Source organism: Bacteroides sp. BFG-606 (assembly GCF_024788145.1).
GTDB classification, from domain to species: domain Bacteria; phylum Bacteroidota; class Bacteroidia; order Bacteroidales; family Bacteroidaceae; genus Bacteroides; species Bacteroides vicugnae.
This window is the reverse complement of sequence record NZ_JANUIL010000001.1, coordinates 3,216,243-3,240,194: the sequence shown is the minus strand read 5'-3', so window position 1 is coordinate 3,240,194 and position 23,952 is coordinate 3,216,243. Positions and strand designations below refer to the sequence as shown.

At 37.6% G+C, this 23,952-nt stretch carries 20 protein-coding genes; 12 read left to right on the top strand and 8 right to left on the bottom strand.

What is annotated here, in order from left to right; genetic code table 11:
• The first annotated feature begins 12 nt into the window (after positions 1 to 12).
• From NXV01_RS11820 to NXV01_RS11805, 4 genes are all read left to right on the top strand, one after another.
• Complete coding sequence (locus NXV01_RS11820; protein ID WP_259022519.1) at positions 13 to 1,239, top strand: hypothetical protein; 1,227 nt, start codon at positions 13 to 15, stop codon at positions 1,237 to 1,239.
• Positions 1,240 to 1,461: 222 nt separating this feature from the next.
• Positions 1,462 to 4,293 (top strand): type I restriction endonuclease subunit R, encoded by a 2,832-nt coding sequence (locus NXV01_RS11815; protein WP_259022518.1) that lies wholly within the window; start codon positions 1,462 to 1,464, stop codon positions 4,291 to 4,293.
• A 15-nt stretch (positions 4,294 to 4,308) separates the two neighbouring features.
• Positions 4,309 to 5,853, top strand: a complete 1,545-nt coding sequence (locus NXV01_RS11810) for a type I restriction-modification system subunit M (RefSeq protein WP_259022517.1) — start codon at positions 4,309 to 4,311, stop codon at positions 5,851 to 5,853.
• A 53-nt stretch (positions 5,854 to 5,906) separates the two neighbouring features.
• The gene (locus NXV01_RS11805) at positions 5,907 to 7,130 is read left to right on the top strand and encodes a restriction endonuclease subunit S (RefSeq protein WP_259022516.1); all 1,224 of its coding nucleotides are present in this window, start codon (positions 5,907 to 5,909) and stop codon (positions 7,128 to 7,130) included.
• Here NXV01_RS11805 and NXV01_RS11800 read toward each other — a convergent pair.
• From NXV01_RS11800 to tnpA, 4 genes are all read right to left on the bottom strand, one after another.
• Positions 7,123 to 7,746 (bottom strand): restriction endonuclease subunit S, encoded by a 624-nt coding sequence (locus NXV01_RS11800; protein ID WP_259022515.1) that lies wholly within the window; start codon positions 7,744 to 7,746, stop codon positions 7,123 to 7,125. The two genes, NXV01_RS11805 and NXV01_RS11800, sit on opposite strands and share 8 nt — an antisense overlap.
• A gap of 17 nt (positions 7,747 to 7,763) precedes the next feature.
• Positions 7,764 to 9,353 carry an IS66 family transposase gene (gene tnpC / locus NXV01_RS11795; RefSeq protein WP_259022514.1) on the bottom strand — a complete coding sequence of 530 codons (1,590 nt, stop codon included), beginning with the start codon at positions 9,351 to 9,353 and terminating at the stop codon, positions 7,764 to 7,766.
• A gap of 73 nt (positions 9,354 to 9,426) precedes the next feature.
• Complete coding sequence (gene tnpB, locus NXV01_RS11790; protein WP_195650752.1) at positions 9,427 to 9,795, bottom strand: IS66 family insertion sequence element accessory protein TnpB; 369 nt, start codon at positions 9,793 to 9,795, stop codon at positions 9,427 to 9,429.
• Complete coding sequence (gene tnpA, locus NXV01_RS11785) at positions 9,779 to 10,111, bottom strand: IS66 family insertion sequence element accessory protein TnpA (protein WP_217723764.1); 333 nt, start codon at positions 10,109 to 10,111, stop codon at positions 9,779 to 9,781. Before tnpA ends, tnpB begins: the two co-directional genes overlap by 17 nt.
• A gap of 85 nt (positions 10,112 to 10,196) precedes the next feature.
• Here tnpA and NXV01_RS11780 point away from each other — a divergent pair, with 85 nt between their 5' ends.
• Entirely contained in the window at positions 10,197 to 10,763 is a 567-nt protein-coding gene (locus NXV01_RS11780) for a restriction endonuclease subunit S (RefSeq protein WP_259022513.1), read from the top strand.
• Here the strand turns inward: NXV01_RS11780 and NXV01_RS11775 are convergent.
• A complete protein-coding gene (locus NXV01_RS11775) occupies positions 10,756 to 11,931 on the bottom strand; it encodes a restriction endonuclease subunit S (protein WP_259022512.1) in 1,176 nt (391 codons plus the stop codon). The genes NXV01_RS11780 and NXV01_RS11775 overlap by 8 nt on opposite strands.
• 95 nt (positions 11,932 to 12,026) lie before the next feature.
• On the opposite strand from NXV01_RS11775, the gene NXV01_RS11770 reads away from it, so the two are divergent.
• The 5 genes from NXV01_RS11770 (at position 12,027) to NXV01_RS11750 (ending at position 15,712) form a co-directional block, all read left to right on the top strand.
• A complete protein-coding gene (locus tag NXV01_RS11770; RefSeq protein ID WP_259023446.1) occupies positions 12,027 to 12,935 on the top strand; it encodes a site-specific integrase in 909 nt (302 codons plus the stop codon).
• Between the two features lie 124 nt (positions 12,936 to 13,059).
• Positions 13,060 to 13,911, top strand: a complete 852-nt coding sequence (locus tag NXV01_RS11765) for a GIY-YIG nuclease family protein (RefSeq protein WP_259022511.1) — start codon at positions 13,060 to 13,062, stop codon at positions 13,909 to 13,911.
• Positions 13,912 to 14,108: 197 nt separating this feature from the next.
• Positions 14,109 to 14,516 carry a helix-turn-helix transcriptional regulator gene (locus NXV01_RS11760; protein WP_004302000.1) on the top strand — a complete coding sequence of 136 codons (408 nt, stop codon included), beginning with the start codon at positions 14,109 to 14,111 and terminating at the stop codon, positions 14,514 to 14,516.
• Positions 14,517 to 14,551: 35 nt separating this feature from the next.
• Positions 14,552 to 14,950, top strand: a complete 399-nt coding sequence (locus NXV01_RS11755; RefSeq protein ID WP_007750424.1) for a helix-turn-helix domain-containing protein — start codon at positions 14,552 to 14,554, stop codon at positions 14,948 to 14,950.
• A gap of 327 nt (positions 14,951 to 15,277) precedes the next feature.
• A complete protein-coding gene (locus NXV01_RS11750; protein ID WP_259022510.1) occupies positions 15,278 to 15,712 on the top strand; it encodes a DUF6078 family protein in 435 nt (144 codons plus the stop codon).
• A gap of 100 nt (positions 15,713 to 15,812) precedes the next feature.
• Here NXV01_RS11750 and NXV01_RS11745 read toward each other — a convergent pair whose 3' ends face one another.
• Entirely contained in the window at positions 15,813 to 17,903 is a 2,091-nt protein-coding gene (locus tag NXV01_RS11745) for a BT4734/BF3469 family protein (protein ID WP_259023445.1), read from the bottom strand.
• A 404-nt stretch (positions 17,904 to 18,307) separates the two neighbouring features.
• Between NXV01_RS11745 and NXV01_RS11740 the strand changes: the two genes are divergently transcribed.
• Positions 18,308 to 19,219, top strand: coding sequence for a site-specific integrase (locus NXV01_RS11740; protein WP_259022509.1), 912 nt, complete (start codon positions 18,308 to 18,310; stop codon positions 19,217 to 19,219).
• Complete coding sequence (locus NXV01_RS11735; RefSeq protein ID WP_258976659.1) at positions 19,203 to 20,351, top strand: IS91 family transposase; 1,149 nt, start codon at positions 19,203 to 19,205, stop codon at positions 20,349 to 20,351. The genes NXV01_RS11740 and NXV01_RS11735 overlap by 17 nt, the downstream gene beginning before the upstream one ends.
• 822 nt (positions 20,352 to 21,173) lie before the next feature.
• Here the strand turns inward: NXV01_RS11735 and NXV01_RS11730 are convergent.
• Together NXV01_RS11730 and NXV01_RS11725 are read right to left on the bottom strand one after the other, a co-directional pair.
• The gene (locus tag NXV01_RS11730; RefSeq protein WP_259022508.1) at positions 21,174 to 22,061 is read right to left on the bottom strand and encodes a HEPN domain-containing protein; all 888 of its coding nucleotides are present in this window, start codon (positions 22,059 to 22,061) and stop codon (positions 21,174 to 21,176) included.
• Positions 22,062 to 22,149: 88 nt separating this feature from the next.
• Positions 22,150 to 23,895: an SWIM zinc finger domain-containing protein gene (locus NXV01_RS11725; RefSeq protein ID WP_259022507.1), complete on the bottom strand. Its 1,746-nt coding sequence runs from the start codon at positions 23,893 to 23,895 to the stop codon at positions 22,150 to 22,152.
• Positions 23,896 to 23,952 lie beyond the last annotated feature (57 nt).

The window sequence follows — 23,952 nt, the reverse complement described above, 5'->3', positions numbered from 1 at the left end:
AAATAATATATTATGAAATCTCGTATAATTCCACGCAATGACAGTCTATGTGCACTATGCCGAATAAGGGAAGCTGATAAAACAGGAAGTCATATGGTGCCCAATTTACTTACAGCAGTAACTTTCTCATTTGACGGAAAAACAAAACGTGATCGTGAAATAGTGGAACTCTATCATATAAACAATCCCGAAGACAATGCGATATATTATGGTAGCCAGGTTGCACCTGAAAAAATAGCAGAAGATTTGGGACATGAAATTACAGATGAAGAATTAGAGAAAAACACCAATCTCCTTTGTTACGACAACATCTTTTGCTATCAATGTGAAAATCGTTTCGGAGTATTAGAGACCACATATGGAGAATATTATAAAGGTTTGAAAAATGACATTAATCCACGTATAGCTTATTTATTCTGGTTATCTGTCTACTGGCGAATGGCAATTGGCTATATGGGGATATTCATGGATGGAGAAGACGAATTCGCCCTACGCGATATATTAAATAAAAATATACATTCGTATAATGAAATTATAAACTCGAAAGAAAAACTAGGCGATTATGGATATGTTATTTTTAGAGTAAAAGATGGTATTATTAAAGGAGATTCAGGTATATTGGGGACTCGAACCCCACATTGTCCCTACGTAATATTAGTTGCAGATTACGTTGTTGCATTATTCAACAATTACAAAAAACTACATAGTAAAGTGCATATTTTTAATTGGGAAATATACAAAGAAGATATAAATACGCCTGATAAACCTTTCGATTATATTGAAATATCTATTGAAGAGTTTTATGAATTCCGTGATAATATTATTGATAATGGATATAATGAAGGCTTAGGTGCAGAACGCGAAAAACTGGCCCGTAAGATTAGAGAATATGAACGATCGCAAGGAAAACCAGTAAACAAATACGAAGTAAAGAAACTTATGGACATGGCGCATTTAGTCGATAGTGAAAATGTACATCTCCGAGTACGCAAATTGTATCGTTTTGAAGCAGCCTACATGAAGATGATTGAAGCCCAAAAGAATGGGATATCATATGATTTCTTAAAAGATCGTCAGCTTATGCTCAATCAAGAAGATATCAACAATTATATTGCTGATTTGCAGAACCTACGTAAACACAATTATTCAATAGACGGTTTTCCTTTCGCTAAAGAATTTCTAAAAGACGAAACAATAACCTCTTTTGAAGAAATAATAAATAAATATCGTCCAACCTAATTTAGAAAATCATGTCCCATATACTTAAAATAAGTAACCAGAAAGAGAGGCTAAGTTTTAAATTACACAAGAGTAAAATGACAAAATCAATGTTTTACGACATTATTTGATAGAAAAGTAAGATATTAAAACTATCTTTTCTTTTTCTACATTAAAAAAGTTGTAACTTTGAACTCTTTTATCCTTAATCTATTAGATTATGGATTAAAAATACGACAACAGATGGTTACTCAAAGTGAACAAGTATTAGAAAACGGATTAATAAAGACCTTAATGGAAACGAACTATGAATATATTTCCATCAAGGAAGAAGAAAATCTGTACGCCAACTTTAAAAAGCAACTTGAGAAACACAATAAAAGAGAACTCTCCCTACACAAGAGAAAACATTTTACTGATAAGGAGTTTGACAAAATCTGTATTTATTTAGAAGGAGGAACACGTTTTGAGAAAGCTAAAAAGTTGCGTGACCTATATCCACTAGAAACAGAAGATGGAGAACGTATTTGGGTAGAATTCTTGAATAAAAATAAATGGTGCCAAAATGAATTCCAGGTATCCAATCAAATAACAGTAGAAGGGAGAAAAAAATGTCGCTATGATGTAACCATTTTAATAAATGGATTACCATTAGTTCAGATAGAATTAAAGAAACGAGGAGTTGAATTAAAAGAAGCATATAACCAAATTCAACGCTATCATAAAACCTCATTTCATGGATTATTTGATTATATACAATTATTCGTCATATCCAATGGTGTAAACACACGCTATTTTGCCAACAACCCTAATGGAGGCTACAAATTTACTTTTAATTGGACAGACCCCGAAAATATACCTTTTAACGATTTAAGTAAATTTGCTTATTTCTTTTTTGACCAATGTAATTTGGGAAAAATGATAAGCAAGTACATTGTATTGCATGAAGGCGATAAATGCTTAATGGTACTCCGTCCCTATCAATTCTACGCAGTAGAACGTATATTAGAACGAGTACAGAACTCCAATAAAAACGGTTATATATGGCATACTACTGGGGCAGGAAAGACATTAACATCATTCAAAGCCGCCCAGTTAGTTTCAGAGCTTGATGGTATAGACAAAGTTATGTTTGTTGTAGACCGTCATGATTTAGACACACAGACCCAATCAGAATACGAAGCATTTGAACCAGGTGCTGTTGATGGGACTGATAATACCTATGAACTAATCAAACGATTAAGTGGTAATTCTAAAATCATAATTACTACTATTCAAAAGTTGAATTGTGCTATTACAAAAGATTACTATAACAAGTATCTTCAAGAAGTACGCCATCAGAAAGTTGTGATGATTTTTGATGAATGTCATCGTAGTCATTTTGGTGATTGCCATAAAAATATTGTCAAATTCTTCAGTAACCTTCAAATCTTCGGATTCACAGGTACTCCTATATTTGTAGAGAATGCCAAACAAGAGCATACCACAAAAGAAGTGTTTAGTGACTGCCTTCACCGTTATCTCATCAAGGATGCTATTGCTGATGAAAATGTGCTAGGTTTTTTAGTTGAATATTATAAAGGTAAAGATGAATCTGGGATTGATTATATGAATGAAGCTCGCATGAAAGAGATAGCTAAATTCATTCTTACAAATTTCAACAAGTCAACAGTTGATGGCGAATTCAATGCACTGTTCGCAATCCAATCTGTCCCCATGCTATTACAATATTACAAAATATTTAAAGAGTTAAATCCTAAAATTAAGATTGGGGCTGTATTTACATACGCAGCAAATAGCAGTCAAGATGACGAACAAACAGGAATGAACCAAGGCTATGCTAATGATAAAGTTACGGCAGATGAGCTACAAGTCATTATGAGTGACTATAACAACACATTTGGTACATCTTTCACAACAGATAACTTTAGTGCCTATTATGATGACATAAATCTACGCATGAAGAAAAAAAAGAAGGATATGGAACCTTTGGATCTGCTTCTTGTCGTAGGTATGTTTCTTACTGGCTTTGACGCTAAAAAGCTAAATACACTTTATGTTGATAAGAACTTAGAATATCATGGATTGCTACAAGCCTTTAGCCGAACCAACCGTATATTAAATGAAAAGAAACGTTTCGGAAAAATTGTATGTTTCCGTGATTTAAAAAACAATGTAGATGCTGCCATAAAATTATTTAGTAACAATAATCCTGCAGACACAATTCTACGTGAACCTTTTCTTGTTGTAAAAGAAAAGTTTAATGAGTTATCTTTGAAATTTAAAGAGAAATATCCTTATGTACAAAGTATTGACAAATTACAAAGTGAATATGAAAAAAGAGACTTTGTATTAGCTTTCCGTGAAATTATAAAAAAGCGGGCAGAAATGCAAATCTATGAAGACTTCGAACCTGACGACAAAGAATTTATCTTATCAGAACAAGAGTTCATGGATTTTCGAAGTAAATATTTAGATATTACCACCGGAGTAATTAACCCTAATCCTGATGACAAGAAAAATACAGGAGATACAGATGTGCCTCCTTATGGCAAAGACGAAAGAACTCTAGACGATATTGATTTCTGTCTGGAACTCCTTCATAGTGACGTGATAAATGTAGCATATATCCTGACACTAATCAATGACTTAGATCCTTCGAGCAATGATTATCAAGAAAGACGTCAGCAGATTTTAGATACCATGATAAAAGATGCTGTTATGCGTAACAAAGCCAAACTTATAGATGGATTTATTCGTCAAAACGTGGATAATGACAAAGATGGATTTAGCAAATCTAAATCTGATGGTTCAATTGACTTAGAAAGTAGACTAACGAATTATGTTAGTCAACAACGTTATAAAGCTATTCAAGAGTTGGCAGAAGAAGAAGGAATTGATGAAGAAGCCCTCATTAAGTTTCTAAATGAATACGATTTTTTACAGAAAGAAAAAACCGAAATCCTTCAGGAGGCCGTCAAAAAGAAAAGAATCGGACTAAAAGAACGCCGTACACTACTCAAAAGGATAATGGACAAACTACATTCGATAATAGAATTATTCAACTGGGAATAAAATTACATTAAATATATGAGCGAAGAACTACAACAAAAATTGCGCAGTCAATTATGGACTGTCGCCAATACTTTAAGAGGAAACATGTCTGCTAGTGATTTTATGTATTTCACTTTAGGCTTTATTTTCTACAAATATCTATCCGAAAAAATAGAACTTTATGCCAATGAAATACTAGAAGAAGATCATATTACTTTCAAAGAGGTATGGAGTGGCAAGGATGAGGAATTAAAACAGGATGTAAAAGAAGAATGTATTCAAAATCTAGGTTATTTTATAGAACCGGAATATCTTTACTCCACCATCATAGAGCTAATCAGTAAGAAAGAAAATATCTTGCCGTCTTTAGAACGTTCACTCAAAAAAATAGAAGATTCTACAATAGGACAGGATAGTGAGGATGATTTTGGTGGTTTATTTTCTGATCTGGATTTAGCTTCTCCCAAACTGGGAAAGACTGCTGACGACAAGAATAAGTTAATTAGTGATGTATTGATTGCACTAAATGGTATCGACTTTGGATTACAAGAAGCCGGAGATATAGATATTCTAGGGGATGCTTACGAGTACATGATAAGTCAATTCGCTGCCGGAGCAGGAAAGAAAGCGGGAGAGTTTTATACTCCGCAAGAAGTTAGTCAGATTTTAGCTGAAATTGTAATAACAGGCAAAGTACGATTAAAAGATGTATTCGACCCGACATGCGGTAGCGGTTCCCTACTTCTTCGTACAGCTAAAAGTGGTAAAGCCGATTCTATTTTTGGACAAGAAAAGAATCCCACAACATTCAATCTTTGTAGAATGAATATGCTTCTTCATGGTGTAAAATATAAAGACTTTGATATCCAAAATGGAGATACATTAGAAGCTGATGCCTTTGGAGATAGACAATTTGATGCCGTAGTTGCCAATCCTCCTTTTTCCGCAGACTGGACTGCAGCAGATAAATTCAACAACGACGACCGTTTTAGTAAGGCTGGAGTATTAGCTCCAAGATCTAAAGCTGATTATGCTTTTATCCTTCACATGATTTACCATCTCAATGATGGGGGAACAATGGCCTGTGTAGTACCACACGGAGTACTATTTCGTGGAGCTGCAGAAGGAAAAATCCGTCAATTCTTAATTGAAAAGAAAAATTATATCGATACCATTATCGGATTACCTGCCAATATTTTCTATGGGACCAGTATTCCTACTTGTATCTTAGTAATAAAAAAATGCCGCAAAGAAGATGATAATATCCTCTTTATAGATGCAAGTAAAGAATTTGAAAAAGTAAAGACACAGAATAAGTTACGTCCTGAACATATTCAAAAAATTATCGATACATATCGTGAAAGAAAAGAAATAGAAAAATATAGCCATTGTGCCACTTTGCAGGAAGTTAAAGAGAATGATTATAATTTGAATATACCTCGCTATGTAGATACTTTTGAAGAGGAAGAAGAAATAGATATCCATGCGGTCATGACTGAAATTAAAGAATTAGAAGCAAAACGAGCAGAACTAGATAAACAGATAGATGTTTATTTGAAAGAGCTAGGCTTAATCCTATAATATTTTGTTTGTAACAAATCCTCAATGTTATTTTCTAGAAAAATAAAATGATTATGGCAAATAATAACAATAAAGATAAATGCAATGTTCCTCATTTGAGATTCCCGGAGTTTAGCGGAGAGTGGAAGAAAGTCAAAGTTTCAAAACTCTTAGATTTTTATTCTGCCAACTCTCTCTCGTGGGAACAATTAGACTATAATAACGGTAAAATAAAGAATTTGCACTATGGCTTAATTCATAAAGGCGTACCTACAATGGTAGATGTATCTTCCGTTTCTCTTCCTTATATAAAGGAAGAGACTATGCCGAAATCATATACACTATTCAAAGAGGGGGATGTGGCTTTTGCTGATGCTTCAGAAGATACAAATGATGTAGCCAAAGCCATTGAGGTTATCAATTGTGATAGTCAACAAATCGTTTCAGGATTACACACTATTCATGGACGAGATAATTCTAATCAGACGGTTATTGGCTATAAAGGTTATGCGTTTGCTTCCGATTCATTCCACAAACAGATTAGAAGAATTGCTCAAGGAACAAAGGTGTTTTCTATAAGTGTTCGTAATTTCGATGAAGTGTATATTGGAATTCCTTCAAAAAAAGAACAAACTAAAATTGCAAAACTGCTAATAGCCATAGATGAGCGCATTGCTACCCAAAACAAAATCATTGAGGACTTGAAGAAACTAAAGTCCGCAATTATAGATAGACTCTATGAAAACATAGATGGTCAGCCCTGTTTATATGGTGACTTGTTGACGGTTGTCAATGAAAAAAATAAGATGATGGAATACTCAAATATCTTGTCCGCAAGTCAAGAATTTGGTATGATTGAACGTAACGATTTGAATATTGACATCAAGTACGAAAAAAACGCAATCACTGGCTATAAAATAGTTCGAGAAGGTGATTATATAGTGCATCTTCGCTCATTTCAAGGTGGTATGGCTTTTTCTCAAATGGTTGGGGTATGTAGTCCTGCTTATATCATTTTGCGCCCTAACGATAGATTAAGCTATGGATATTTGGCACCTTATTTCACATCAACTTCGTTCATTAACTCTCTTAGATTGGTGACTTATGGCATAAGAGATGGTCGTTCTATCAATGTTGACGAATGGCTTAATATGAAAGTTTGCATTCCTTCTTTAGAAGTGCAACGGCATATTTTATCCATCATAAAGAGCATTGAATGTAAGCTACTTAATGAGATAAAAATAGCGGACAATCTATTAAAGCAACGAAGCTATCTGCTCTCGCAGATGTTTATATAAACATTTGCGAGAGTAAATACTGTTTCTGCATCGAATAGACATTGAGCAAGCTATTATGCATAGCTAATAGTTCTTGTAACTTTCTGAAAACAATGGATATTCTTTTTTGCTCTTCTAAATTTGGTAGGCGTATTTGAATATTTCCCATTGTGTTGTTCATAAGTTTGGGATTAGCTAAATTTATCGAGACATATTTCTTGGTTGCTTCAGCCAAAACCAATGAAACAAAATGAGCATCAAAACCTTTCCTAAGTTTTAACAAACCACAGACATTGGTGCAATTAAACTTTCCATTACGATAAAATACAGTTCCTGCATTTGCACCGTCTGTTGTCCAACTGACGTATTCACCCTCAAACATATAATCGTCAAGGTACCCCATGATACCCTCGTTTGATGTTTGAGAGGAATATACTGGATATGTGGGATTCACTTGCTGGCTAATTTCTACGGAACTAATAACTCTGCCGCGTCCTATAGTTGCTATATCTTTGATTTTGAATTGTTCCCAACTACAAGAGTGAAGCATTTTCAAACTAATTGCGGACAAAAGTAAGCATCCGATAAAGTACACTATAAAAAAATGGCTGTATCTCCTTTCCTGGTAAGCAGCCATCTATCGTTGTATCTCCATCATTCTTTATTCTTTTCCTTCCATTTGTGTGGCAACATTTGTAACAGTTCCTCATAATTTGCCTTCTGCATATATGGTATTCTTGCTATAACGTCATTCAGATAAGTGCGCGGATTTACTTTATGCGCTTTGCACGTAGCCAGTAACGAACAGACGACACTCATGCTGACGGCCGCCTGATGGTCTCCACAGAACAAGTAGTTCTTTCTACCCAATGTGATTGGTCGGATGGCATTTTCCGCCAGATTGTTATCAATATGGATACGTCCATCCTGCAGATACCTCATCATATTCTCCCAGCGGGTATAGGCATAGGTTATCGCCTTTCCGGTCAGGCTGTTTGGGCTGTATTTTATCCCTTCTGTTTCCATCCATAGCTTCAAGGCATCCATAATAGGTCCGGCAAGTTCCTGACGTTTTCCCATTCGTTCATTTTCTGTAAGCTGCTTCTGGTCACAGTCATGTTCTATGCGATATAGAAGCTGTATTTCTTTTAAGGCATGTTCCGCCATCTGCCTGTTTTCAGCAAGTGCCTGCTCAAAATACCTGCGTATATGAGCCATGCAGTTAACAAGGCGCACATTCGGGTTGACCTTGAAAGCCGATTCGTAACCCTCAAAGCCGTCACATTGGAAATAACCCTTGAAGTCTTTAGCCAGTTGCCCTATCACCGTACCTGACCGTGATCCTTTGTCATAATGGAAAAGCACCAGTCGTTCGACTACCGCCCTGACCATCCACAAGTATTCCTTGTTGGTCTGATGTCCTGCCTTGTCCAGTACAGGTACGGTCGTTTCATCCCCCTGTATGTAGTCGGATTTCATGATTTCCTGCCTGAGTACCTCGTAAAGTGGCTTGAGAAGTTCAACCGCAGGCTTGAACCATCCGTCTATGGTACTTTCACTAGCTTTGAAGCCCAGGTGATGCAACTGTTTCACCTGGCGGTAGAAGGGAAGATGATACTCATATTTCTGCAGGAGTATCTCCGCCAAAAGTGTAGGTCCCGCTATTCCTTTGTATATAGGCAACAGCGGCATGGCGGCTATCTCCACTCCTTTTCTGCCGACCGGTGGAAGTGAAGTGTTGTCTTTAAGGGCATATTTGGGCCGTACAATCTCCTTTATATAAAGTTGTCCGGGCTTATGTTCCACCACACGGGTCACTTCCTCACCAATCTTCCTGTACAGTTCCAGGTCAATGTCTTCCGGCTCGATGATTACCCTTTCAAGTACGGGAAGACCTTCCATTATCCTGCGGTTATTCCGTTCCCGTTTCTTGCTCTCCACCGTTTCTTTTGTGATTGTCTGCACCGCTACTTCACGCGCTTTTTCCAGTTCAGCCGCGTTATCAGGAAGAAAGTCACCGAACAGGTCAGGCTGGTTGGAATCAAGAGACGGGAGTTTCTCTGACTTGTGACCGAAAAGCTGGCGGTTCAGCCATGCGACTTGAGCCGTCAGCTCATTGAGACGGTTCTGTAAGGATTCATTCTGCCGGGTAAGCCTGATAATGGTCTCAGCCTGGGATGCGTTCACCTGCTGCAGGGACTGCAGCATTGAGTTCATCTGTGAAAGCATCTCTTCCTGAGTCATAATCCGTTTCTTTTAATTACACTATAAATGTACAAAATATATCCCGGACAGACAAGGAATACGACATCTATTTTTATACAGTATATACATTTCGTTCCGCCCTCAGACGTCTCAAACGCTGCCCGGGAGATTCACGGATTCCTTCCACCATAATGACAAGATCGCGCCATTCCATCGGATAGCTGCACGATTTCTCGTCATATTCGGGAATCTTGAAATGACCGGCTTCAAGGCGCTTGACATACATCACCAGACCGCCATCCTCGGCATGGAGAAGCTTCATCAATTTACGGCTGCTGCCAATGAAGATGAATACATCACCGTTCCTGACACTGCAGCCCATACGCTCGTGTACCACACCGCAGAGAGAACTGATACCCTTGCGCATATCAGTCCTGCCGGGGCAGAGAAAATACCGCATCGTATCATTCAGGCAGAACATGGCAACAGGCGTATTGGTTAATCAAACGGGAAGCGGCCTCTTCCATACCGGCACCCAAATGGGCACGGACGCCATTAGGAAACAACAGGGTCATTCCGGAAACAGAAGAGGAGGAAGCAATACAGGGGGACGTCAGGCTGATGGGGGCTAAGACTGATTGGGGAGCAGATGTCTCGTGATCAGGAACACTGGAAGATTTACGTTTCCAATAATTGTACGTGGAGTAACTGACATGTTCACGTTGCAGAAATTTCAGAAGACTCAGACCGCTTAAACGATGCAGTTCCTGTAAAGAGGTAAATTGTTCTTTTGTCATAATGAAAATATGTTAGAAGTTCATGCAATATTGCACAGGCAAAGGTGCTATGAAAATATGACAGAGAAAACGGGTACTTTATCGGATGCTTACGGACAAAAGAGAAACCAAATCCTTAATTAAAGGGCTTGCAGTTACACTAACGACTAAAGGAAAGCCTAATACTACAATTTCCCAATGTTTAGAGTGTCATAGCTCCACACTTCAAGAAAGTGAGGTTTTACCCAATGGATTATGCAAGGTGTTTGGTGCGAATGGATTGGTTGGTTATAAAGATGTGCCACAAATGAACGGTGATGCGATACTGGTAATCAAGGATGGTTCGGGTGTTGGTACAGTTTCCTATTCACAGGGCAAATTTTCGGTAATTGGCACACTCAACTATCTTACTGTCATAGGCAACAATGATTTGCGGTATCTGTACTTTGCGCTGTCAGTGTTCAACTTTCAACCGTACAAAACTGGTATGGCGATACCACATATCTACTTCAAAGATTATGGTAAAGCGAAAATATATTGTCCTCCACTTGCTGAACAAAAGCGTGTCGCAAACGTGCTTGACAAATTGGAGAGCAAACTTTTTGTTGAGCAAGAACTTCTTGCATCATTCAATCAGCAGAAACAGTATTTGTTGGGGCAGATGTTTATATGAACATCTGGCTCAATAGATATTGTTTATGTATCTGATATTTCTGTAATAGTTGCCTTTCAACATCCTCTTTAAGCGATAACACTGAAAGAAGAAGACTAATTTCTTTTTGCCTATCTAAATCTGGTATTGGGCATTTTATGTGATTTATATCCTTTAGATAGGCTGTTTTCATAGTACCTTCTGTTACAACTCGTTCAACTTCTTTTTGAAAATAGGAGGAACGCATAAAGTAATAAAGATACTCAACATCAATGTTAGAATTAGGGACAATTCCTAAAATTCCTTGCTTGGTACAGATTTGATATTTGTTTATAGAAATAGCTCCAATTGTTGCTCCATTAGAATATATAATGGAGTTTGCCGGGATTAGCCATGCTGAAGATTTTTTGAGTCCTAACTCTGTAATATAATCTTTGTTAGTCACTAAATATTTATTACTCAAATCGTCTATTTTTATAAAAGGTATATTGCCATTTTTATAAAATTCGATATTTGATGTGGTAGGTGTACCACCTTCACCTGCCTTACTATATAGTGTTTCAAATGCTACAAATCGCGCACACTGCGAAGTTATTATATCATCTATAAGCCCTTTAATTAAGGATTGCAGTTTCTCAATGATTTTGTTTTGGGTAGCAATGCGGTCATCAAGAAGTGATAATAGTTTAGCAATCTTCTCCTGCTCTTGTTTACGAGGAATATCAATACGAACCTTGCTTAATCCATCTTGCCCAATATTAAAATGTTGTGCTCCAGCTCCTTTTATAATAATTCGTTTCCTTGCTGTTGGAGAAGCGAGAAGATAACGGAAAAACAAGGGATTATAGTTCCCTTTGCTTTTTCCTCTAATTACAAAACCACCAAACACTGCAGGCTTGCTATCTAAATAAACATTTGCTTGACCTACATCTTCTAATGTTTCAGAGCTACGTTGAAACAAAATATCACCATAGTTCACACCATAAGTTTCTAAATCACCATCAATAACTTCTACTGAAACTCGGATATTATCATAATAGATAAATTGATTATTAAGAATATCCATCACTGAAATGAACTTTATCCCGTTGCCAAATCTTTTAGCATCAGGGTTCATTCCATTTTTGAAACTCATAAATTCTGTAAGAAGATGGCTGCGCCATTCCCCCTCAAACTCCGGGAATCTCAAATGAGGAACATTATAACAATTATATCCTCAATTCGCGTAGCTTTACCCTGTTTTGTATAACTAAAAATATAAAAGTATGATTCAAAAAAAAAACTATCAAAGAAATTTCCGTACTTTGGAAAGAGGACAAAAAGCAATATGTAAAACAATCGACATTTGCTGCGTATGTGCTAATTCTTGAAAATCACATTTATCCTACATTTGGAGAAATGTATGAGTTAGAAGAAAATAAGGTACAGGAATTCGCTCTTCAGAAGATTAATAATGGGTTAAGTAAAAAATCCATTAAGGATATTTTAATTGTATTGAAAATGATATTAAAATTCGGAGTAAAACATGGATTCTTAGATTACAAAGAATGGGAAATCAGATTTCCAACAGAAGATGAGAAACAACATTTAGAAGTTCTTAGTATCTCACATCAAAAAAGGATCATGAGTTTTATCCAAGAGCATTTCACATTCAAGAATTTAGGAATTTATATTTGCCTTAGCACCGGACTACGAATAGGAGAAGTATGTGCTTTAACGTGGGATGACATAAACATAGAATTAGGAATAATTTCTATTAAAAGAACAATTGAACGCATCTATATCATTGATGGAGAAAAAAGACATACAGAACTTATTATCAATACTCCAAAAACTAAAAATTCCATTCGTGAGATCCCAATTACAAAAGAATTAATCAGAATTTTAAAGCCATTGAAAAAGATAGTGAACGGTAACTATTACATTCTAACAAATGAAGAAAAGCCTACAGAACCTAGAACATATCGCAATTATTACAAGAAACTAATGAAAGATCTAAATATTCCAGAACTAAAATTTCATGGTCTTAGACATAGCTTTGCTACACGTTGCATAGAAAGCAACTGCGACTACAAAACTGTAAGTGTTATTTTAGGCCATTCTAATATCAGCACAACACTTGATCTTTACGTTCATCCCAATATGGAACAAAAGAAAAAATGTATAGATAGAATGATTAAAGGATTAAAATAATCCACGTAAAGGGGAAAAGTCTATTTCTTTTTCCCTTTATAACTTTTTCTTCATATATTTGTACTCAAGCTATCCAAACCGGAAAGCCTATCCTAAAACCTACTAATTTTAATAACAAATTACTATGGCAATCATCAAAATTGGAGAACTATTAAAACTTAAAGGGTTAGATACAAATAAAAGAATCAAGTTAGTACGGCATAAAGACGCACGCCAAAAACAATTCATAAATGGAGTAGAAGTAGAAGGTAACCCGTATGACTGGTATAGAAATGATAAAGATAAATTTATAGCATATCAAAGTGAGCAACATAGGGATGTATTTAAAAATGTCGATTATATTGTTTCCTTTATTGGAGAAAACGGCACTATTGCCCGTTTTATCGGTATTTACAAGATTGAAGGCCCTGACAACGAACGCAACACTAATAAATATTGCTATAAAATGACTGAAGTAGAAGGCTTTGATGAACTAAAAGAACGTATCATTATAGACTGGGGACCTTCAGCCATATCTTGGCATCAATGGCTTAATGATAAAAATGACAAAGAGATTATTGAAATTACTCCAGGATTTGACCATATTTTCCCCGGATATGAAAAAATAGCTCTAACCCTCGCACAACTAAAAAATATAATATTAGAAAAAGAATATCCTGAATGGAAAAAAATGCTTTCTGCTGTAAACTGTATTTATATAATAACGGACAGAAAAACTGGGAAAAATTATATAGGTTCAACATATGGGAAAGAAGGCATTTGGGGTAGATGGAAAGAATATGCCAAAACTGGAGGACACGGAAACAATGTAACCTTACAAAAATTATACGATCAAGACAATAACTATCCTAATAATTTCTCTTGGTCTATCCTTGAAACATTATCTATTAGCATTAGTAGTTATGAAGCCATAAATATCGAGAAATGCTATAAGCAAAAGTTAGGTACTCTAGCTTTTGGCTTAAATAATAATTAATGATACAAGAAATAGTTAGTTAATCGAAAATTACAAGGCTGTCAAAGGCGCATTAACCACCCACGATTAACATATTGTATGAATCCTCAAATGATAGTGTCAATAAGCCATACACTAAAAAATAAAGCATACTTTCATTTGAATTAAACTGTTTCTTGTTATCTTTGCCTAGACGTATTCATTTAAAGAACAATAATATGGATGTTGAAATAAAAGAGAAGGAAAACCGGAGACATGTTGGACGCAATTTACAAAGGATTCGTGTATATTTAGGCATGAAACAGGAAGCGCTAGCTGCCGATCTTGGTGTTAATCAGCAGGTCATTTCAAAGATTGAGAAACAAGAGGAAATAGAAGAAGGCTTTCTAAAAAGAATTGCTGAAGTGTTGGGGATATCCGAAGAAGTCATCAAGGACTTTGATGTTGAAAAGACGATTTTCAATATTAATCATCATAATTATAAGGATGCAAATATCTCTGAAGGTGCTACTACATACGCTATCGTTCAACAAATAAATCCACTTGAAAAGATAGTTGAGTTATATGAGCGTTTGTTGAAAAGTGAGCAAGATAAAATTGAGATCCTGAAAAAATATATGAAATAATCACTGCTAGGTCCAACAATCTAATATATAGGAAAATGGAAACAATAGAAAATATAAAATCAAATCACCTTCACCTAGGGAAAAAGATAGAACGTGTACGCAGACTTCGCGGTATGACTCAAACGGAGCTAGGCGAATTGTTAGGAATAACCAAGCAAGCTGTTTCAAAAATGGAACAAACCGAGAAAATTGACGATGAACGATTAGAAAAAATAGCCTCTGCATTAGGAGTTACCACCGACGGATTGAAAGAGTATAACGAAGAAACTGTTTTATATAACACAAATAATTTTTACGAGAATTGCGGTGTAAAAAATGCAATTGGTAATAACCAAACATTCAATAATTTTCCCATAGAACAAACGATTGAACTCTTTGAGAAACTGTTAGAGAAACAGAAAGAACAATTTGAGAGCCTAAAAAAAGAGAAATAGACGACCTTTATAAAACACTCAACTTCGTTTATAACAATTATTTCCCTAAGGAAGTTGTAGATGAATTGATTTCCTCAAAGAACAAAGAAATTGATTGGCTAAAAATAGAGATAAAAAACCTTAGACAAGAAAGAGAAACCTTGTTGCAAATAATTAGGGATATGTATTGAGTATCCCTAATTATCAAATGTTGATAAGAAATCCCCATTACATACAAATAAAACACTACCCAACGCTTCCCATTCCCAAAATAAAGTCCTACTTTTGTGGAGAATTCTGTTTGCTCTATTTACAACAGTATTTCACAAATAAAATAAACCCTACAAGATGAAAGAAGAACCCGACAGTCTGTCTGTCCCTTACAATTTTGCCCGTTGCTTCAACGATCAATGTCCACAAGCCTCAAAGTGCCTGCGCCATATAGCTACACAACTTGATACAGCAGATAACCTTTATATCTCCATCGTTAATCCGGTACGTTATCCTGCAGATGGGAATCAGTGCGAATGTTTTAAAACTACTGTAAAAGTCCATGTGGCATGGGGACTTAAACAGTTGCTTAACAGAATTCCTTATGAGGATGCAGTCAGTATCAGAATACAATTAGTGGGACACTACGGTAAAACGGGATATTATCGGTTCTATCGTGGAGAACGGGGGCTTATGCCTAAAGACCAAGCCTATATAAAACAACTATTCCGTAATAAAGGGATAAAAGAAGAACCAACTTACCAACGCTACACAGAAGAATATATTTGGTAAGTTGCTGTCATCTGTCACAGATTAGGGGTTAATAGTTTAGTAATGAACCGATAAGTCCGTGACAGCAAGAGGTGACAGCAGGGTGATGGCATTTTTGCCGTCACCTGGTTATTAGTCTTACGACATGATAAAGAGTACCGCTACGCGTATGTTTGGAAGGGATTTCTTGCTTTTTCAGTATTCTTCCGAAGGAATTAACCCTCTTGACAGACATCGGGATTGAACTGCCTTTTTGAATATCTTCCATAATCTCTACTGGAGACAGCCACTCCCCTTCTTCAGGCTGCGCGGCACGAAAATAACGAAAGAAAAGTTGCTCTTCTGGCGGAACCTGTTCAAATTCACGGTTGTTTTCCACCATGATCTTTTCTTCCTCTTGATCGAACCAGTAACGTTCGCCATGTTCCAGCTCATACATAGCTTGTGCGTAAAGCTGCTCATAGTCTATCGGACGGTTGGTGTCAATCACTCCGGTCACTTCGATACAAATAAAACGACGACTGCCGGAAGGGTCGGTCAACAAGTCTTTTTGGTTACTCGTAGCTATGAATGAGGCGTAACGACGCATTTCAAGCACGGCACTGCCATGAGGTTTCTTCACATTCAGTACAGGCTTTTGCAGAATATGTTTCAGAAAGCCTTGTTGTGTCGAACTCACCTGGTCAAATTCATCGATATTGATAAGCGCAAAACGATTGAGGTAAAGTTCGGCATCTTTCTTTCGAGAAAAATCAATACTGTCGGTATAGTAGGAACGCTCGGTAGGGGGCATTATGCTCCGGCAAAAGGTGGATTTACGTGTCCCTTGCGGTCCGACAAGTAAGGGAGAAACACTGTTTGCATACTTTTTATTACTTCCTTTCCAATGAGAAACCATATTGAGAAACCAACGGTGGAACAAATCCATCCAATACGGATTCTTACAAGGGACGGTGGCTGCCAATGCACGGATACGGTCTTTGCCGTCCCACGCAGGAAGCCGGTAGAGAAAATCTTCCAACGGGTTGAATACAGGTACGCGATTGGAGTAAATATAACGACTAATATCCCTGTCCCACAACGGGATGCCTTCCATTTGCGCATCTAAGGCAATGCTGTTCAACGCACGTTTGTCAAGAGGATTGAAGCGGAAACGAAAAGAAAGCCTTTCACGATATTCCACCTCGCCGATTTGAGTGTTATGGCGGAATTCATAGCGGCGTTTCATGAATTCTTCGGTTTGCAAGGCGAGTTGCTGCTCTTTAGTCAGGCTGATATTCTTACCGAAGCCTTTGCACTCGGTATATATATTGCCAATCATTTGCCGGATAAGCTCTTCCTGTTTATACATATAGAAGTGGAAAACAGTACGTTTCACAACTTCTTCTTGTGGAAGTCCCGAAGCAAAACAGTTTTTAGCCAGTTGGACAACTAAAGGATGCCATGTGTTTTCGCTCAATTCGAGCCCCGCTTCCCGGAGATCGGCATAAGCTTTCCGAAAAGCGGCTTCAAAAAGCATCAGGAAGGCATTTTCCGCATCATATCCCGGTACGGCACGGGTCAATGGAGATTTCTCCGCCTGAACCGCTTCACGGAAAGTGGTTTCTTCGGGCATTGATGATGGTTGAGAGAGATAAAATTGGACTGAATCCGGACGATATATGATATCCGGGTCGTGGGATAAGCGTGAATATTGTTCCAAAGTCGGCTCTTTGGGAAGTATATCGAATGGAATCTGGGGCTGATAACATTTCACAGCCAATCGATAAGCATGGGCGTGGAATAATTCCGCTTCTTCCTGTGTATTGGGAAGCGAGTTGTCCGGTCGGGTAAAGGTAGTCCATATTTTCACTGTTTTGCCACTTGAACCCATAAAAACACAACGGGTTTGTGGTTGCTCACAGGCTTTTTGTTTCACTAAAGCGATTTCCGACTTATTGGACAAGGGACCGATGGTCAGTTCTACAATACCGTTGTAGTTTTTCATCTGTTTCTGACCGTTTACTTTTCGGAATTCGGCAGCAGGAATTATTTGAGGAAGTTTATTGGCAAACATACACCGTTCATCGGGAAGGGTATATCGCAAATGCTCTCTGAATGTAGAAACAGGACGGGATTTTATTTCTGTCTTTATCTTATTTACCAGTATATCAAGATCCATTACGCTAAGCGCTATCGTATCTTCGTTCTTACGAAATTGAGTAATTTTCATTAATTTGATAATAAATTGTTTTGTCAGCGCCTTTGTGATCGTTGAGACTGCTAAATTACTCATATTATTCGGGACCGACAAGAAATACAAGATTTTAATATAGAAAATTTTTGATATATCAAATGCCTATTTAGCCAAAAGAAACGGGATCGTTATCACCCAATTACGGTTCAAGTTAGTTTTCTCTGCTTGAAACTAAAGTTTCAGCTAGGAGAAACTCTAGTTTCATCGGTAAGAAACCAATGGTTTCAAGTAATTGGAACTAGAGTTTCAAGCCTATGAAACTAAAGTTGTACTAAATCCCGCATACGTAATAGCTAAAGTTTCGCTTTCTGCATGCGGGATCGTTTTTTTGTTGTACTTTGGAGTAACAATCAATTTTCCAACAAAAAAACATTTTCATTATGGCAAGTATAATTGAGCGTGCCTGTGACTCTATTCCAGAGTTTAGGCAAAAGTACGAAAAGTTTAGTAAAGAACTTCATGTTCAACAGTATTCTTCGGGTACCATTACCGGTTACTGTCACCAGTTAGCCACGCTTTGTTTCCATTTCAAGAAAGTTCCTGAAGACTTGAGTCAGGAGGAGGTTCGTGATTACTTGAGTTGTCTTTCTTCTGGCAATTCCTGTAAAATCAGTAAGTTCAAGCACACCATTTATAGCCTTCGTTGCTACCGCAAGATGATGTCTCTTTCCGTCTGGCATTTTTCTCTTCCGCGTATCCGCAAATCCAAGAAGCTCCCTTTCGTTTTTTCGTGCGAGGAGATTCTTCTGTTTCTCTCTAGTTGTGAGGGGCTTCGTTCGCGAGCTATTTTTTCTCTTATTTACTCGTGCGGTCTTCGGGTAAGCGAACTTCGTCATATGCAAATCTCCCATATTGACAGCCGTCGCATGCAAGTGTTGATTTATCAGGGCAAAGGAAAAAAGGACCGGTATGTTCCTTTATCGGCGCAAACCCTGTTGGATTTGCGCCGATACTTTTCCAGATATCAGCCCAAGTTCTATCTCTTTAACAGCACACCGGGGCATCCAATTAGCGAGGAAGTCATCCGCACTTTGTTTCGTGAAGCCGTATTGCTTGCCGGTATCCGTAAACCCTGTACTTTGCATACCCTGCGTCACAGTTACGCCACTCATTTGTTGGAGTTTGGTGAAAACCTCCTACGCATCCGGGATCTTTTGGGGCATACGAACATTACTACAACCATGACTTATCTTCATATAAGCCGGCTTGAGCAAGGTGGAAAGTCCTTTAGTCCACTTGACAGGGTAATAGCTGGAGCGAATCAGCCCCACAAGGATGAGAACGAAGTTTGAAGTTGCGCAGATAATCTCCCGCTTTAAAGCTCTGTTTTATGAGAAATATGCCCCCTGCCCACAAGTTCGCAAAGTTTTTGGCCATCTGGAACAATGCCGTACCGCTGAACTGGGAGGTCATGTGGATGCCTGCCCTGAATGTGGCGCCATACGTGTCAGCTACAACAGCTGCCGCAACCGGCATTGTCCCAAATGTCAGGGAGTGGAACGTGAGTTGTGGATACAAGCCCGCAAGGAAGACCTGCTTCCGGTAAAATACTTTCATGTGGTTTTCACTCTGCCCGATGCATTGGATCCGGTATCATTGGGCAACATGAGAACTGTCTACAACTCTCTGTTCAGTGCCGCTTGGGATACTTTGAGCACCTTTGCCCGCAACAAAGGGGTACAGGGGGGAATGATATCCGTACTGCATACCTGGGGAAGTAATTTGCATTATCACCCCCATTTGCATTGCATTGTTCCCTGTGGGGGACTGGACAATAACGGTATGTGGAAGAAACTTTCCTCATCCGGTAAAGAGAGCCCGTTCCTGTTTCCGGTCAAAGCTATGAGCAAGGTGTTCAGAGCTAAATTTATGGCGGCACTCACCAGACAGGCGGATGTCACGCCACAGATCAGAAAGAAGCTATTCCGTACGGAATGGATCGTTTACAGTAAATCGCCTTTTTGTGGAGCGGGCAAAGTGTTGGAATACTTGGGGAGGTACTCACACCGGGTAGCTATCAGTAACAACCGGATTAAGAATGTAACGGACAGGACTGTGACCTTTGATTACAAAGATTACCGGGCGGCAGGCAAGCACAAAGAGCGTGAGCTCACAGGAGAAGAGTTTCTGCATCAATACAGTCTGCATATCCTTCCGCATGGATTTGTACGTATACGCCATTATGGGTTTCTGGCTGGCTGTAACAGGGAGAAACTAAGAAACATACAGATACAGATGGATGTCACGCCTTCTCCAATGAAGAGGGGAAAGAAGATATGGACGGAGGTGTGCAAGCAGAATTGGGAAGAATATAATCTGTGCAAGCATTGTGGAAAGGCACAGATGGTGACCGTAGAGATATTTGCCCGTACAAGAGCACCACCAAACAGGTTCGAAGCAAAACTTCAAGAATCTGTATTTTAAGCATTTAAAGGATACCTCTGAAATCTAATGGGTGGCGGGGGAAGATTACTAGTGCTTATAGTGAACGGAAACGAAAGAAAAAACGGCAAAAGAAGGAAGAACAAGACTGGAGGAAGCTAGGAAGCAAGGAAGATGAACAAAAAACACTGAAAAACAAAGAACGAACAAAAATATTAGATTATACGAAAAAGAGAAAAGAGAGATGAATACCCATAATAAGGAGAGCGTACAACAAAGGCTCCAAATGTCCTACGGACACACGGAGCCCTATATCGTTTCAAACCGCAGAACCAACAGTTTCACGCCTTGAAACTGTTAGTTTAAAGGCAGGGCACAACTCATAAGCACGGGGATAACAAATTGAACGACTTATTCATTTATGGCTGATACTATTCATTTTTAAACAAAGGCTTTATTTTGTCTTTGTTTTTTAGGTGACAGCATTATTGCTATCACACTGCTGTCACCTTGTGCTGTCACATCATTAAGTACTTATAATCTGTAAGTTAGATTATAACCTGTGACAGATGACAGATATATTTTGTTTTTCATTTCATAGAGAGCGAATGACTAAGTTCAAGTTATAAATGCGACACCTCCTTATTTCACTAGGAACAATTATTCCGCCATTATATCATAATATTAAATATTCGGTAGGAAAAATGTGATTTTATACTAAAAGTTCGGTAGAAAAAGTGTAGTCTTTGTTGGACTACCAATTAAATAATACGACAAATGGCGCAAAGTTCACAGCTTGCATCACAGCGTGCATCGGCCGAGTTACCTTAATATTTTTAGGAACATTCCCATAAAATATGCTAATTATTGCATCATCGTATCATATTCCGCGATTTTCTCTTTGCACAAGCGTTCAGTAATATTTTTCAGAATATCTACGCGGGAAATAAGGTATTCCAGTTGTTCTTGTGAGATACTGAAATCTTTGTTATAACGAGCCTCGATATACGAACGGCATAATAAATCAAAACATTCTTTCTCTTCATCCGTATTTTGAGGAAAGACTGTGGTCAATTCCTGTGAGAAACGTTTTACCATCCCACTAAGCTCTTTAATTTTATGAGTTTTTGGAAGATAATTCGTAAAAACCATCAGGATAGTATAGTATAATTTTTCACAAGTCTGATGAAGCATGAAAGCTGATAAGTTATATTGTTCTTTAGGCATGAAATATTCCTTCACAACACCCAAAAAGTCACACGCATAAGGATACAACCTATCAAATTCACTCTGCGCAATATCCCGAATCTCTCTAAAACTCAACTTTCGCGGTTTTGCCAATTCACATTTACCACTATTGTAAAGCATAATTCCTTCCTTTACTATATCTGTAAAGAAATATTGGCTGATTTCCAGATTACGGTTTACTGTATTAATATGTTCTACAACAAATTGTGGAAAAGCATGACGACGGTCTGCAAACAAGTCATGATATTTATTCGTAATACGGTTCAATTTTCTTTCCACATATTTAGTCTGCCCGGTCACAACAAGAAGAATATCATAATCGCTTTGATAGGAAGTATGAACACCAAATTCTATATTAGTGTCCCATAAAACATAGTTTCCCCTTGCATAACTTCCGAACAGGATAACCATCTGACAATTCCCGATGCTTTTACACACTAAATCCAGCAAGACTGTCAATTCTTCCTGCGTACGTTTGGGTAAACGTTTTATAGACTTTTTCATAATCAAGCTTATTTGATAACCTTACAAAGGTACGAACTTTGCTATCTCCAAACAACAGAGATACAGAAAAACTTATAATAAAGTATTTTTAGAATCTCCTTAATATTTCCATCATTGCCGGACGACGTTTATATTTTATCCGGAACTCTGCAACTAACTTTTTCACAGCTTCCTGTCCCCCATTAAGTTTCTTTGCACACAACAACGCCTGTGCTATCAATTCATAATGAGTCCGTCCCACATTCTGTTCCGCGTAATCATTCAACAAAGAGGTATATATAGCAATCAATTGCTCCGAATGAGTATCTTTCAGATGATAAGAATATTTCATCAGTGCTTCCAACTGATTATACCTGATTGATGACAACAGTTTGAACAAACGCTCATAATCTCTTTCTTTCACATAAATTTCAGCCTCATCATTTCCACCAAAAGAAAAATATTCACTAAATTGAGTTTCTTTCATCATCGTATCCAGAAAACTCTTCCATACTTCTTTCGGAACAAGAGTTTTAAGTTTACTATAATATTCTAACTGATCTCTACCCGACACAAACAATAAACGACATGTATTAATGACTTCAGCAGTTTGATGAGTCATCTCGTAAATCCTCAATTTAGTTTTCAACCATTCCTCTATGGTTCCGATATGTTCTTCTTTTTCTGCAATCTCTATTCCTTCATTCAGCAAACGGATAGCTTCATCATATTGACAACGGGCAATCAATTTATCCACCTCCATTTCTCGAATTTCAGTTAAATAAAGGTATTGACGAATCGTATCAGCTGCTTTTTGCTCTTCATGCAGTTCGGTTAACAGATTGACTTTCCGAAGAACGATTTGATATAAGTCGTAAGTATCTTTTCTTTCTTCCAAGAGTTTGTCAATCAATTCCAACGCTTTTTCTGCCGGTTGAATGGAAAGATTTATTTGCATCAGCAATTCGTCTATATCATAAAGGTCATAATCACGATAAGTAGATAGTTTAGCCAGCTGACCTAATTCCTGAAGAATCGCTGTCTTTTGCTTTTGGGTGGTCTTAGGGTGCTCAATTACTTTTATCAGCAAATCTCCTGCCTGCTCACAATAATCAGAAGGATAGAGATCATCATTATACAAAAGCTCATCCTCATAATTCTCACCGATTGAACGAAGAGTTTGAAGAGCTATATCAATAGCAGTATCTATGTTTCCCACATTCAAAAAGAAGTCTGCTTTCTCCAAAAAAGTGTCCATCCGATTGAAAACTGTTTCCCAATCACAGTCAAAATCATCATAACGATTATGATAACGAGACTTTTTGTTATAATAAGAGTCATTAAACACTTTCTGAATCTCTGCTCTGTAATCCTTTTCTTTTGATGTTGCGGACAACTCTTTAGCCATAAAACGAGTCAAAAGGGCTGTTTTAAACTCCGGATGCATAGAGGCATATTCATATATAAATTGTGAAAGTTCTTGTGGGTTAACGAATGACAGCAATTGTTGTATGTCCACAGTTTCATCTATAACGACGGCTTCCTCTACCTCTACTTTCATCTTGGAAAAGGCACTGCGATTCACCTTTTTCTCATTATCACGAATTGCCAGTAAGGTGGCTACGACATGTTTACAAATCTCCCCATCATACGGACAGTCACAGTACCAAGACTCTATTTCCTTTCCGTCCATAGATATCTCTACGCTATAATTCTCCGTACCCTCTACTGTCGCAGTCCATTCACCGGGCGAATCTTCTTCCAATTCAGAAACAGCCCCTGTTTCATAATACTCTTCTCCGCGCACTAATATTCTATATGGCACACAGCTCTCAAAATTATCTAATGCAATCATAATGAATACTTTACTCTTTTATATAATCTTTTTGTTCATACCCTCTTCTGTATTTAT